The sequence below is a fragment of the Colidextribacter sp. OB.20 genome (assembly GCF_009911595.1).
Taxonomy (GTDB): Bacteria; Bacillota; Clostridia; order Oscillospirales; family Oscillospiraceae; genus Lawsonibacter.
Map to the genome: position 1 here is coordinate 1 of NZ_QWKG01000089.1, position 13,326 is coordinate 13,326.

The following is a 13,326-nucleotide window of genomic DNA, read 5'->3' on the forward strand; positions in this document are numbered from 1 at the left end:
GGCACCACCCCCGACAAGGCTGACGAGGGGAAGAAGCCCGCCGACCCGCCCAAGGAGGTTCCCGGCACCAAGGCCACTGCCACCACCCCCGACAAGGCTGATGAGGGGAAGAAGCCCACCGACCCGCCCAAGGCTGCGCCCGACCCCAAGGCCCCCGGCGACACCCCCGCCAAGGACGGCAAGGGAAAGAAGCCCACCGAGCCGCCCAAGGACGCTCCTGACCCCAAGCCCCCCGGCGATACCCCCGACAAAGCCGATGGAGACAAGAAGCCCGCCGAGCCGCCCAAGGCTGCGCCCGACCCCAAGGCCCCCGGCGACACCCCTGCCAAGGCTGACGGGGACAAGAAGCCTGACGAGCCGCAGAAAGCCCCTGATCTTCGTTTTGTCAAAATTTCCGAGATCGTCCCCCTCCCCGGCACCTATGTCAAGGACACTCCCCGGAAGGACTACAAGGACCTGATCGACAGCATCAAGAAGTCCGGGCTGGAAAAGCCGGTCATTCTCCGCCAGGGCGAGAAGGGCGAATATCAGCTTGTAGACGGTTTCCACCGCTGCGAGGCGCTGAAACAGGCCGGTATGCTGGAGGTCCGTGCCGAGGTATATGAAATGCCGCTGACGGAGGCCAGCCGCTACCGGAAAGACCACCGTGATAAACCGGACCTCCCCATCCCCGGCAAGCTGATCCCCGTCCGTCCGGCCGAGCCGGAAAAGCCCGCTGACCCGCCCAAGGAGGCCGAGGCCCCCGGCGGGCAGGACGAGGAAATCCCCAAGGACTTCACGCTGCCTATCACCAAGGAAGGGCAGGCCGAAATCATCACGACCCTGAAAGTGGATGATATTCACCCCTTTGAGGGCCACCCCTTCAACGTCAAGGACGATAAGGATATGTGGGACCTTGTGGACAGCGTGAAAAAGTTCGGCGTATTAGAGCCAGTAGTGGTCATTCCCCGTCAGGCGGGCGGCTATGAGATGGTGTCCGGCCACCGCCGCCAGCGGGCGTGCCAGCTCGCGGGCATCCAGACCATGCCGGTCATCGTCCGGCAGCTTGACCGGGACGAGGCCACCATTTCCATGGTGGACGCCAACATGAAGCGGGAGAATATCTCCCCCATGGAGAAGGCCAAGGCATACAGCATGAAGCTGGAGGCCATGAAACGCAAGGCCGGACGGCGTTCCAAGGCGGAAGTCCTCAGCGGCGAAAAGCCCATGCGGGCCGATGAGCAGTTGGCCCAGCAGACTGGCGAGAGCCGTGCCAATATCCAGAAGATCACCCGCCTGACCAAGCTGGAGCCAGAGCTGCAACAGATGGTAGACGATAAAAAGTTACCCGTCCATACTGCTGCTGATATTTCCTATTTGAAAAAAGACGAGCAGAAAGCCCTGGTTGACGCCATCAAGAAGGAGGACAAGGTGCCTTCCGGCACCCAGGCGGCAGAACTGAAAAAAGCCAGCAAGGACGGAAAGCTGACCACAGAGGCCATCCAAAAGGCCGTGGCCCCTACCAAGCGGGAGGAGACCCCGGTTTTGAAAATCACGCTGGGCGAGGAAGATTTGCGGCCCTACTTCCCGGACGCACGGACCACCATCCCCGATGTAAAGCGCGGCGTTCTGGAGGCGCTGGACCTTCGGAAGAAGGCAATCGAGCGCCAGCAGGCCAAGGCACAGGCGGAGAAGGACGGCAAGGGAAAAGGGCCGGGAAAAAAGCCCCCTGCCCCGTCGAGGTAACGGCCCATGAAGAATAAACCTGAACTTGTGATTGGCGGCTATACCATTTTTGAACGAAAAAAGGCCGGATCAGTCATGGTAGTAGTCGGCCACCATCCTACGGCCCCCGCCCCCTACGCCACCTGGAAAGCCTACGATTTCACCAATTTTACATCGTTCAATCATGGACACTACTTCCAGACCAAGCAGGACGCCATGGTGGACTTTTACCAGCGTCTTGCCGAAGCCTGGGAACACTACACCCCCGCCCGGCCCCAGCCATCCAAGGAGCGAAAGGACGAGCCGCCCTCCAGATGAAAGAGGTAATGCCATGACAGAAATTTTAATCGCGTCCGCCACCGTCAGCAACTATGAGGGCATGGACGCGCTGGTAGGCCAGGATGGGCGGGTATACCTGGGCAGACATGAAAACTATCACCCCGGCATTGAGGACGATACCCCCGCTGTCTACGATAATTCGGACGGTTCCCTGCAACTGATCTCCGACAATGTAAAAATGTTCCACTTCCTGTATGGGGAGGGCTGGGCGCTCCCCCAGCGGCAAATGCGGCGGGAACACTGTTTTACCAAAGCGGATTACATCGAATTTGCCAGCCTGCGAGACGGCGTACTGTCCCATTACCGGCCCATCCGGGAAGTGACCTTCGCCGGAAAGCCCTTCGTCCCGCCTAAAGCCTACCGCCGTATGCACCGGGAGCGGCCTGCCCCCGTCCGCTGAAATGCGTCTCAGTTTGAGACGCATTTCGACATTTTATCCGGGGCGGCTGGGCCGCCCCACCACTTTTTCGGAAGGAGTGATCCCCATAGACACCAACAACCGTATGAAAGAGATCGCCGGAAATCTGCGCCGGGATGTGAAAGACCTGCTGGGCGAGAGCGCCAACATCGTCACCGGCATTTTTAAGGACGGCCTATGCACGGTCCGGGGTGCGGCCAACCGCTGGCGGAACTTCACCCACGATATTTCCGGCGCGTTCGTCTCCCTGTTCAAGTCCACCAATGAGGCCCTTCTGCCCGACCTGTCCCCGGAGCAGCAGCCCATCGTCACCGTCATGGAGAGCGCCGACGAGCATCTTCCTGTCGGCACGCGCATGACATTATCCGAGGCGGAGACGCGGATCGGTGAGCTGAACCATGAGTATTGGGACTCTGATGAGCCGGAGCGCCCGGTCCGGGTGGCAATCGACTATATGCTGGACGGCGAGGTTGACCGCTACTGGCTCCCCCTTCACACCGGGCGGGGCTGCCGCTCCCTGCTGGAACAGATGGAATACCTTGTGGAAACCAATCTGAACCACCCGGAGGAAGCGACCCGGATTTTTGAGGACGCCCCCGCCGGTCTGCGTGAATTGCTCCATGAGCAGTTCGGCCCCCAGCTCCATGACGACCTGGAAAAGCTGGCGACCAGAGTGGTCGGCTTTTTCCAGCAGCATTACACCATTACCAAACTGGAGCAGCAATTTGAGGCGCAGGCGGCGGTCATGCCGGAGAAGGACAAGAAAAAATTCCTTGCGTACACCAAAGAGGCGGTCACAGATTTACGGAAGGCCGCCAATACCAGCAAGACCGCCGCCCCCGCCCAGGAGCGCGCTGCCCCCGACCGTGACAGTGACCGCCCCCGGCAGTCGGTGAAGGTAAAGCTGCACCAGATTAAGAAGGAACAGGCAAAAACACCACGCCATATCAAGGCGCGGCCCGCGCCCCAGCGATAGGAGGCCGCCATGGAACAGGAATTTTACTGCTACTACTCCACCCAGCGCCCCATCGACATTGGGACGTTTCCCAAGCCCCCCGGTAACGCCCCCACGGAGATATGCAACTTTGACGAGCGTATGCCGGTAGAGCATGGGGCCTTCCCCGCATGGGGCGTCCTCACCTATGCCAAGCCTCTGACGGAGAAGGAAATCAGCGACTATGAGCTGCGTCCCTCCCGGTATAACCCCGATGTGCGCCGGACGATGGCAGAACAGGCGTCCTTTGTCGGCCCGTGGGAGGAACGCAACGGCATCCCGGCAGATAAGCGCGTGACCCGCTGGGATGTGAACATTGACGGCTTTTCTCCCGCTGACGATGTTCGCCCGGAACAGCTTGCGGAACATTACCGGCTGGCAAAGAAATTTCCCCGTATTCCCCGCCACATCAAGGAGAAAGGTCCTCCCCAGAGGGAGGGCAGATAGGAGGGACTTATGCCGGAGATCACTTTGCCGAATACAGACCCCTTTTTCAAAGTGAACGACTGGGGCGACACATTGACAACAGGTGAAACGCTCAAAATTGTGCATACCCTGTGGTTTTCAGACTATAACGCCAGTCCCTTCATGGCGCTCCTGACGGACAAACCGGCATCAGAGCTGCAAAAAATGCTCAAAGACAGTGAGACAGCGGAGAAGTCCATTTTTGACAAGCTGAAAACGGCGGTCAGCGAGTGGGAGGCACAGGCGGCCCAAACCCTGCTGCTGGAAAAGGTGCTGGAGTATGTGCGCACCCCGGAGGTGTCCCATACCTCCAATGAGTGGAAGCAGTTGGAAAATGGAGGCTGGGAGATCAGCAATCGGGTATATCAGATGCGCTACTACTTTGACCCGGTGCCGCAGTCCAAGGCCGTCCGCGTCACCTGGGGGATCGTGTATAACACACCCCAGCAGCCGGGAAATCACCGCTACGCCAATTCATGGGGGGACAGCCGCTTTATCGCCAGACAGGATAAAAAGCTGTATGACAATACGGAGGCCGCCCAGCGGTACATTCAGGGCCGCTTTGACCTGTACGCCCACCTGTTCACGGAGTTGTCCCCACCTGTGCCCAATGACTGCAAGCGGATGTTCATGGTCAACGGCCACCTTCTCCCTGGCTATACCCTCGCGCCCCCGGAACGGACGAAGGAGGAAACCATTAACGACCTGCTGGACTGTTTGGAGGACGGGGACATTTCCCCGTCCTCTCCAGCGCCGGAGGAATCGCCTGCCCCGGAACAGAAAACAACCTCCGCCCCGGCAAAATCCACCCGGCCAGCGGCAAAGAAGAAATCCGGCCCTAAAAAACCGGGGCCGGTACGATAGGAGGTGCGGCTATGGCATATACCCATCTGAACCCAGGGCAGGAGATTGAAATTTCGGCCCACATCTATTTTTCACCCACGCAGATGGACATTTCCGAGTTGGTAAAGCTGTCCCCGGAGCAGTTAAAGGCACAGGAGGCGGACAGCGTTGAACAGGAGAAAGCCATCTACGAAAAGTTTAGCGAAATCGAAAAGGAGTGGGCACAACAGGCGATGCTGACCGTATCCCTGCGAAAAGCCCAGGAGTATTTAAGAATCCCCGCACCTTCCCATACCTCTAACCAATGGGCTGAAAAAGAATATGACTGGCATGAAATCAGCAACATGGTCTACAAAATGACCTATCGCATCTATGAGGGAACGGACTACCGCTCCAATATAAAACCACGCCCAGTTTACTGGGAACTGTCCTGGTATGTAACCTTCAATACACCCCAAAACCCGGACTATTCCGGGAACGGTCGTCAACTCGCCGGACAACAGGGGAAAAAATTCAAGGATCGGGCCGAGATGGAGAAATATCTGCAAGGACGCATTAAGGCATACTCCCACCTGTTTACAGAAATCTCGCCGCCCATCCCGGAGGATGCCCGGCGGCGGTTCTGCGTCAATGGAGTTCTGCTGCCCGGTTATACCGTGGACACCCCGGAACTGACCCGCCCGGATGAAAAGAATGTGGACGACCTGCTATCTCTTTTGGAGGACGGGGACATAGTTTCCAGCCCTCAACTGGAGGAACCGGCCCCGACAGAGCAGCCCACCCCTGCTGTCCCCAAAGTCCCCCGGCCTGCCGCGAGGAAAAAATCCGCTCCTAAAAAATCTGGCCCGGTGCGGTAGGTGATGCAAAGGAGTACCCTGCTATGAAGAAGAACCAATTTCACTATACTATTTCCGGCTATCGCTGGGCCCCGGAGAGTTTTCATGTCAGTAAAGGACTTACCCAAAATTCCATGAGAAATGTCCCGCTGACAGACGAGGAACGCCGCGAGGTTGGCCGTCTCTTTCTGACAAAAGGCTTTAAGGCGGCGGCAGGCTATGTCAAGCACGTTGAACGGACGCGGGAGCGTCAGCGCCGGAAAGTAATTACCTACGGTTTTCGCACCCAGGAGGAACCGAGACGATTTGTGTACTGCCCACAGCTCTATTTTCGCACTGACGCCGCCCTGAATGAACGGCTCTATATGTTCAAAAAAATCCGCGGTGTCCTGGAGGAAGCCAACGGGCGCGTTGTGACTTCTACCGAATGTGACCTGGACGGGGAATACCGCCCTGTGAATGTCAAAGAAAACGCTGTCACCGCAGATTTCAGCCGTCCTCTGTGTATTCCCATGGGCGAGAAGGTCATCCGGGACGGCCCGGAACCGCCGTACCGCCCCTACGCAAAGGCCCCGAAAAAAGCCCGGCCCCACAAGCGCAGACACACGGCCCCGACACGGTAGACAGCGGCGCCAACGGCGCCGCTGTCCCAGCAAGTACGGAATTTTGACTGCAAAATTCCACTTGTTAGGGGCCAGCCCCTAATACCCCGCCGCCCGGAAATGCGTCTCAAGTTGAGACGCATTTTTTCGACGATTTTTGAAAGGATGGTGCTGCCTATGGCAAAGCCCTATAAGACCATCACCCTGCGGCTGAACACCGGACAGTATGCCCACCTGTGCAAGCAGGCGGAGGCGTCCGGCCTGAAAATGGAGCCGCTGCTCCGTCAACTCATTATGGGCGTGAACCTCCGGCCCCGACCCCCTGATACCTATGCCGCCCTGCTGCGGGAGCTGAACGCAATCGGCACGAATATCAATCAGATCGCCCACAACACCAACGCCAGAAAGGAGGCGGGCCAGACGGACATTGACGAGGCCATGCGTCTGGTGCGGCAGACGTACCGGCTGGTGAAGGAAACCCTGTAATGGCTTATTTACTATCCGCAAATCTTAAATAAGCAGTAAGACGTTCGCGGAAATCTTTGCTTTTGTTTAGTGCCATTACAATTTCTCCGTACCCGTTTTGCTCCATATCAGCTACGGGAATGTTTACAGCGCAGATAAATCCTTTTATTGCACTATTCCCGATTCTTGCCCACACATTTGCTACTACGGTATCTGGACGATTTGCGGACACTCCATAATCCGAAGTTATTTCAATATCGCTGCGTCCGAAATCAAGTTCTGGAAGCATGAAACGAATGTAGGAAACTTCTTGTACGTCAATCTCGGCAAAAGCCGCCAAATACTGGTCCATCATTTTAATTTCCTCCAAGCACCAAGTTAATTATCGGGGGTGAACGTATTATACAACAATATCTGCTAAAATGAAAGATTTTTGAGAGGGTGAGCAATTAAACACATGGCCTACGACAAAATCATCACCGTCCGCTCCCGGCTGGACCATTGTGTGGACTATGTGCTGAACCATGAAAAAACCGACATGGCCGCTGTACTGGACTACATTGGCCGGGCAGATAAGAACGCCCTGCCGGATGGCCGCTCCGTTCTGGAGACGGCCATCAACTGTAATTTGGAGAGCGCCTATCAGGATATGCAGGAGACCAAGCGCCGCTGGGGAAAAACCGGCGGCGTTTTGGGCTACCACCTAATACACGCCTTTGCCCCCGGAGAAGTTACCCCGGAACAAGCCCATAAGATTGGCGTGGAGTTTGCGTCCCGGCTGCTGGGGGACCGCTACGAGGCAGTGGTCTCCACCCATTTAGACCGTGAGCATCTGCATTGTCACATCCTTTTCAATTCTGTTTCCTTTGTGGACGGGGCCAAGTACAAAAACACTTTCAAGGACTACTTTGGAGATATTCGCGGCATCTCCAATGAAGTCAGCCGCGCCCACGGTCTTTCCGTGATCGAGCCGGGAGAGGGCGGCAGGCACTATGCGGAGTGGAACGCGGAGGCCCAGGGTAAACCCACCCTCCGGGCCCTTGTCCGGCAGGACATTGACGCCGCCATCGCCAGCGCCTACACCATGAAAACCTTCTGGCGGGAGTTGGAGGAATTGGGCTATACCGTCAAGCGCGGCCCCAATATCAAGCATACCGCAGTCAGGCCCCCCGGAGGCCAGCGGTTTTTCCGGCTGGACGGCCTGGGCGATGGCTACACGGAAGCGGACATTCAGGCCCGGCTGTCGGCTGTCCGCTCCGGCGAGGCCCCGCCCGCTCCCACCGGCCCATCCTTCCATCCCATCATTCAGCCGCTGACACCGGGACGGCGATACCGGCCAAGGGGCGGCATCCCTGGCAGGCCCCGCAAGCTGAAAGGTTTTCGTGCCCTCTACTTCAAATACCTGTACCTGCTGGGTGCTGTCCCAAAACGCCGTCCGAAAAAACGGGCTGCGTTTGTCTCACGGGCGGAGATCATCAAGTTTGACCGCTATCAGGAGCAATTTCAATATCTGATGAAAAACCGCATTGAGACAGCGGACCAGCTATCCATGCAGTATGACGCGCTGCAAGCCAGCATTGACGCCCTGACAGACCAGCGGCGGGAGCTGTATAAAATCCGCCGCGCCGGTCATGGCGGCGACGCCATCACAGACGAGATCGCCGGCCTGACCGCCAGAGTGCGGGCGCTGCGCCGGGAGTTGAAATTATGTGTCCGCATCGAAAGAGATATACCCACAGTAAAGGAGGCGGTGCAGGCCGATACCAGCGAGACAAGGAGCGTGATCCATGAAAAAACTGATAAAAGCAGACCTCAGCGGCATTTTGAGACTGGCCGGGGCTTATCAGGCGGTGGAGGCCCTGGACGTTGAGCGGGAGGTTGCCGTGTTGCAGCGTTCCCGGCACACCGACTATTTCTTTCTGGCCCGGCGCGGGCGCTGCCGCCTGTCCACCCTGCCCGCCGTCTATGAGCCGGACACCCCGGCCAATCTGGACTGGCTGGCCTGCCGGGGCGCTGCGCTGTGGCCGGTGGTCGCCCTCTATCTCCACACGGATAAAACCGTGGAGGGCCATCCCTGGGGCAGCGTTACCCTGCTGGACCAGCAGGCCGCCGCAGAGGATGTGCGTATCTTCTCCGCTCTGCCGGAGAACCAGCGGGAGCGGCATATCCGCCTGATTGTCAAGCGGTATCAAAGGCACGTTACCTACTGTTCCATGCTGGAGACGATTCAATATCTGAAAACAGGGGAGGTGAAAGTCAATGGATGTAAGCGGTGATGTGGCCGACCTGATGGTGAAAGAGAGCATCCAGCTCACCGAGGCCAGTATCAAGCTGCTGGCAGCGGGGAGCAAAAATCTGGCGGCGCTGTTGTGGGCGCTGGCGAAGGACAACAAAAAGCTGGTGGGCAAGACCGGCATGGGCCGCCTGCTCCGGGAGAGCAAGGAGCTGAAGGTATTCCATATCAAGGAAAGCGACCTTACGGAGTTCAAAGCCTTTGCCAAGAAAAATGTACTCTTTGCGGTTGTGAAGGACAAGCGGAGGACGGACGGCATGGTGGACCTTGTGACCAATGTGGATTTTGTGTCCCAGGTCAACCTGTTCATGGAGCGCCGGGGCTATGGCGTTCCCGCCAGAGGAAAGGAGGACGGGGAGCCAAAAAAAGCCGCCCCCCGCGCTCAACCCGGCAGCTCCTCACCACAGCGCGGGAGTGGCTCGACACAATCGCAGAGCGAGAGGAGGACGACGAGGACTACTGACACCCCCGCCAAGGTGGGGGACATTCCCACAGTCAAAGGACGGCTGGCCGCTCTGCGGGCCGCATCCGAGGGGATGAAGGAACCGGGCAAAGCACCCCAGCGGCAGGCGCCCAAGCGCCCGCCCAAAACTCGATAACATCATGGAGGTAATTTTATGGCAAATCTGGAACAGATCGTTTCCCAAAAGGCAGAGAACGACACCCGATGGAAGGCACAGCAGCAGGCGGAACGGGAGAACACCGTCGCCATGCAGGACACGGGCATCGAGCAGATCACCAGCGACCCGGAGGCATACGCCCGCTATCTGGATATGCAGGGGGACAACCCGGCGTACAGCGTGGGCAATATCGCCCTGGTCATGCTGGCGCTTCCCCAGGCTACCATATTTGGAACCCGTGACCGCTGGCGGTCCCTGAACCGCTCTGTCATAGGCGATGAAATGAACAAGGGCGTAAAAATCTTCGCCAAGGGGCCTATGGGACGGGGCTACACGCTGGCCGACGCCTACGATGTGAGCCAGACCCAGGGCCGGGATCTGAAACACCCCGTTTTGAAGGAGGGCAGCAAGGACATGGAGACCGCGCTGACTACGGTACTCAACTATGCCATAGCCCCCGTGGTCATTGACAAGGAGCTGCCCATCCCCGCCTACTATGACCCCGGCAATATGGAGCTGGCGATCAACCCCGATTTTCCCGACCATGAGGCGTTCGCCGCCATCACCGCAGAGGTTGCCCAGTCCCGTTTCCACGCCAAGGGCGCGGCTCCCGGCTACAACAGGGCCGAATGTGAGCTGGACGCCCAAAGCGTGTCCTACATCCTCTGCCGCAGGTTCGGGATCGAGCGGCCCATGCCGGAGATGGAACACCTGCCGGAGCTGTATGACGGTTGGGACACCCAGGACCGCAGGCACGCCCTGGACACCATTCAGGACATGAGCAAGAAAATGGGCCGCTCCATCGAAAAAAATCTGGAGATGGATAAGCAGCGGAGCCGGACCCCGCCCCGCCGTCCCGTGAGGTAAAGCCCCAACGTGGGGTGTTTTTCCCCTTCGAGAGAGTAATCCGCCGCCCATCCCCTGTCAAGGCCGCAAAATTGCTGGCGCAATTTTGCGCGAGCCGGCCAGTCTGCCGACTGGCCGGGCCTTGACAGGGGCCGTTCGCCGGATTGTTTTGTAGCGAAGGGGAAAACACCCCAAAAGCCGCTTGGCAGCGGCTTTTGCTATCCTGGGGAGCTGGCGGGCCTGACGGGAGCGCCAGCAGCCCTTCCAGCGCCCCGCCGCAAGCCGTCGGCGGGGCGGCAGGCCCGGAAATGCGGCTCAATTTGAGACGCATTTCGACAATACGGAAAGGAGGCGGAGCGGCTGATGGGCCTGCCGGAAGGCTGGACTGCGTATGGAGCGGAGGGCGAGACGGTCAGCAGCGCCCAGCGATACCAGGCCCTGGGCAACGCCCTGCCCTGCGCGGAGTACATCATGGCCGGAATCAAAGAGGTCCTGGCCCGGCCACCCTGAAATGCGTCTCAAATTGAGACGCATTTCGACATTTTATAAAAATTGGAGGTTATCTGCATGAAACGCATCACGCCCCTGCTGCTGGCGCTGGTCCTGGCTTTCGCCATGACCTGTCCAGCCCTGGCCGCGGAAACAACGGAGGGAGCGACGCCTGTCCGGCCCGCCGCCCTGTACCCCACGGAGGTAGTGGAGACCGAGACAGGCGGTGGCCGCCGACTGGAAAAGGTCTACCTGCTCACCGCTGCCGACAATCCGGCCAACATCCCTACCGCTGATTTTGAACGGGAGGGCTACCGTTACACGCTGCTGGACGTGACCCGGCAGGACTACACCGAGAGCGAGACCAGGGAACACACCGAAACTGTCACATTGGACAGCAGTACCAAGGACATGGATAAGATCATGCCCCAGCTTGCCGCCACGCGGGAAGTCACCACCGAGGACGGTTTTACCGGAATCCTGACGCTGGACACCGCCAGCATCACCGTGGAGGCCGCAGGCTACGGTTCATCTTCCCGCACTGTCACCGCCACCCGCACCTACCCCAACCTGTCCGACGCGGACGCATCCCTGATCCCCAAGACCATTACAGATAACGGGCGGACGCTGACGCTGGCGGACGTTCAGTGGCAGGAGGCCGGGGGCTTTTACAACGCCGTCGCCAGCTACACCGGCACCGCCACCAGCAGCTACGCCACCGGCTATGTTATCACCGCCGAATATGCCGGAGAGGTGGTCAAGACTATCAGCGGCGAAATGATCTACACGGCGGTGTTCAGTGGCATCCCCATCAATGCCCCCGTCCAAAAGGAGCAAGGGCCAGAGGACGGAAAAAATGACAGCATGGAGACCCCGCCGCCGGAGCAAACGGAACCCGGCAACTCCAGCGGGATCGGCCTGAAATGGCTGCTGGTCCTGCCCATCGGGGCGGGCGCGGCAGGGCTGGCCTTCCTGGGGAAATTCCTGCTGAAAAAATATAAGGCAAAAAAGGAATGGAAGGAGTACACAACATGAAATGGAAAACCCTGCTGATCGCCGCCGTCATGCTGGCGGCGGTATTCGTCACCCCGGCCAGCGCCCTGGAATACACCTTCGACAGCCCCTCCACCGGGGACTTCGGGACGCCCACCAGTGACGAGACGATCTACGAATGGAAGGACCCCAATGTGGACAGGAGCAAGAGCAGCGCCCTGATCCCACCCGGCTTTGGCACTCCCACCAGCTACCTCCCCAACTCCGGCGTATACCTGACGCCTAATCTGGCGGCAGGCGGCCCGCTGAACAGCCCCGCCCTGACCGGGACAATCACCGCCGTGGGCGGCGGAACAACGGTATTCCCCGGTGCGGTTGATACATCTGTGCCCACCAATCCGGCCTATCCCACCACCAGCGGCCCCATCACCGCCTTTACCGATGTGACCCCCGACCTCTATTACAGCAACGGCAGTTTGGGGACATTGGAGATTCTGTCCATTGGCCTGTCGGTCAAAATCATGCAGGGGACGGACAGTGCCGCACTGAAAAAGGGGGCGGGCCACTTCACCAACACCAGCATCTGGAATGGCAACGTGGCCTTGGCCGGACACAACCGAGGGGTAAACAACCATTTTGGCAAAATCCACACCCTTGACACAGGCAACACCATCACCCTTACCACAGCCCTTGGCACCCGCACTTACGCCGTCACCAGCGTGGCAAAGGTTGATGTGATGGACACCTCTATGTTGGAGGCTACCAGTGACAACTGCATCACTCTTTTTACTTGTGTGATGAATGAGAACGAGTACCGCTGGTGTGTCCGGGGGGTGGAAATTTGACGCAAAATGCGTCTCAATTCGAGACGCATTTCCCAGCGTAGCATTGCATTTTTAGACAAATTCCCTTGAATGTAGTATAATAATTACAGGAAAACCCAACTAAAAACTACATTACAGGAGGAAACAAACCATGAAGAAAGTAAGATTGACTGTCCGGCTCACCGCCGCCCTTCTGACCCTGACTTTGCTCCCTGTCCCTGTCCTGGCCGCCGCGCCCCCGACAAGTGCTGTCCGGGTAAGCAGCTACAAGGGCAGTACCCTGGAGGTTGGAGAGCGAAGCGGCCTTATCATCGGTCCCAGCGGGACAGAGTACACCGTTACCTCCAGCGACCCGGACACGGTGCTGGTGGAGCAAATCATGGGCTTTTGGGTAGCCGTAGCCAAGACGGAGGGGACCGCTGAGATCACCGCCGCCAACCGTGCCGGAGAGAGCGGAACCCTGACGCTTACTGTTGGCTCCGACACTCCCGCCGCTCCAACAACGCCCGCCATCGAGGACAGCACAAGTCAGCCGGAAAATCTGGATGTGCGGCAGGAGTTGATACAGCTTATCAATCAGACCCGGAGGGCTAAC

The 13,326-nt window shown here is 58.6% G+C and carries 16 protein-coding genes and 2 pseudogenes; 17 read left to right on the forward strand and 1 reads right to left on the reverse strand.

Translation table 11 applies throughout. The features are described 5' to 3' along the window. The 9 genes and pseudogenes from D1641_RS17180 to D1641_RS17220 all read left to right on the forward strand — a co-directional run. The coding region (locus D1641_RS17180) for a ParB/RepB/Spo0J family partition protein (RefSeq protein WP_160667900.1) at positions 1 to 1,725 on the forward strand (1,725 nt) is incomplete at its 5' end. A gap of 6 nt (positions 1,726 to 1,731) precedes the next feature. Beyond that, the gene (locus D1641_RS17185) at positions 1,732 to 2,022 is read left to right on the forward strand and encodes a hypothetical protein (RefSeq protein WP_160667902.1); all 291 of its coding nucleotides are present in this window, start codon (positions 1,732 to 1,734) and stop codon (positions 2,020 to 2,022) included. A gap of 13 nt (positions 2,023 to 2,035) precedes the next feature. Continuing rightward, positions 2,036 to 2,443 carry a hypothetical protein gene (locus D1641_RS17190; RefSeq protein WP_160667904.1) on the forward strand — a complete coding sequence of 136 codons (408 nt, stop codon included), beginning with the start codon at positions 2,036 to 2,038 and terminating at the stop codon, positions 2,441 to 2,443. Positions 2,444 to 2,519: 76 nt separating this feature from the next. Further along, the gene (locus D1641_RS17195; RefSeq protein ID WP_160667907.1) at positions 2,520 to 3,437 is read left to right on the forward strand and encodes an LPD25 domain-containing protein; all 918 of its coding nucleotides are present in this window, start codon (positions 2,520 to 2,522) and stop codon (positions 3,435 to 3,437) included. Positions 3,438 to 3,461: 24 nt separating this feature from the next. Then, positions 3,462 to 3,902, forward strand: a pseudogene (locus tag D1641_RS17200) (hypothetical protein); the annotation flags it as partial. A 9-nt stretch (positions 3,903 to 3,911) separates the two neighbouring features. Beyond that, entirely contained in the window at positions 3,912 to 4,784 is an 873-nt protein-coding gene (locus D1641_RS17205) for a hypothetical protein (protein ID WP_160667911.1), read from the forward strand. Positions 4,785 to 4,795: 11 nt separating this feature from the next. Next, positions 4,796 to 5,620, forward strand: a complete 825-nt coding sequence (locus tag D1641_RS17210) for a hypothetical protein (RefSeq protein WP_160667913.1) — start codon at positions 4,796 to 4,798, stop codon at positions 5,618 to 5,620. A 23-nt stretch (positions 5,621 to 5,643) separates the two neighbouring features. After that, a complete protein-coding gene (locus tag D1641_RS17215; protein ID WP_160667915.1) occupies positions 5,644 to 6,222 on the forward strand; it encodes a hypothetical protein in 579 nt (192 codons plus the stop codon). 156 nt (positions 6,223 to 6,378) lie between these two features. Then, the gene (locus D1641_RS17220; RefSeq protein WP_160667917.1) at positions 6,379 to 6,687 is read left to right on the forward strand and encodes a MobC family plasmid mobilization relaxosome protein; all 309 of its coding nucleotides are present in this window, start codon (positions 6,379 to 6,381) and stop codon (positions 6,685 to 6,687) included. A gap of 4 nt (positions 6,688 to 6,691) precedes the next feature. Here D1641_RS17220 and D1641_RS17225 read toward each other — a convergent pair whose 3' ends face one another. Continuing rightward, a complete protein-coding gene (locus D1641_RS17225; RefSeq protein ID WP_160667919.1) occupies positions 6,692 to 7,021 on the reverse strand; it encodes a hypothetical protein in 330 nt (109 codons plus the stop codon). Between the two features lie 102 nt (positions 7,022 to 7,123). On the opposite strand from D1641_RS17225, the gene D1641_RS17230 reads away from it, so the two are divergent. From D1641_RS17230 to D1641_RS17265, 8 genes and pseudogenes are all read left to right on the forward strand, one after another. After that, the gene (locus tag D1641_RS17230; RefSeq protein ID WP_160667921.1) at positions 7,124 to 8,536 is read left to right on the forward strand and encodes a relaxase/mobilization nuclease domain-containing protein; all 1,413 of its coding nucleotides are present in this window, start codon (positions 7,124 to 7,126) and stop codon (positions 8,534 to 8,536) included. Then, positions 8,454 to 8,942 (forward strand): hypothetical protein, encoded by a 489-nt coding sequence (locus D1641_RS17235; RefSeq protein ID WP_160667923.1) that lies wholly within the window; start codon positions 8,454 to 8,456, stop codon positions 8,940 to 8,942. Before D1641_RS17230 ends, D1641_RS17235 begins: the two co-directional genes overlap by 83 nt. Continuing rightward, entirely contained in the window at positions 8,926 to 9,558 is a 633-nt protein-coding gene (locus tag D1641_RS17240) for a DUF3801 domain-containing protein (protein WP_160667925.1), read from the forward strand. The genes D1641_RS17235 and D1641_RS17240 overlap by 17 nt, the downstream gene beginning before the upstream one ends. Positions 9,559 to 9,576: 18 nt before the next feature. Then, positions 9,577 to 10,446, forward strand: coding sequence for a hypothetical protein (locus tag D1641_RS17245; RefSeq protein WP_160667927.1), 870 nt, complete (start codon positions 9,577 to 9,579; stop codon positions 10,444 to 10,446). A gap of 342 nt (positions 10,447 to 10,788) precedes the next feature. After that, complete coding sequence (locus D1641_RS17250; RefSeq protein WP_347707466.1) at positions 10,789 to 10,935, forward strand: hypothetical protein; 147 nt, start codon at positions 10,789 to 10,791, stop codon at positions 10,933 to 10,935. A gap of 57 nt (positions 10,936 to 10,992) precedes the next feature. Further along, positions 10,993 to 11,949, forward strand: coding sequence for a hypothetical protein (locus D1641_RS17255; protein ID WP_160667930.1), 957 nt, complete (start codon positions 10,993 to 10,995; stop codon positions 11,947 to 11,949). Beyond that, positions 11,946 to 12,752 carry a class D sortase gene (locus tag D1641_RS17260; RefSeq protein ID WP_160667932.1) on the forward strand — a complete coding sequence of 269 codons (807 nt, stop codon included), beginning with the start codon at positions 11,946 to 11,948 and terminating at the stop codon, positions 12,750 to 12,752. Before D1641_RS17255 ends, D1641_RS17260 begins: the two co-directional genes overlap by 4 nt. Before the next feature lie 130 nt (positions 12,753 to 12,882). Further along, positions 12,883 to 13,326 (forward strand): annotated as a pseudogene (locus D1641_RS17265) (CAP domain-containing protein); the annotation flags it as partial.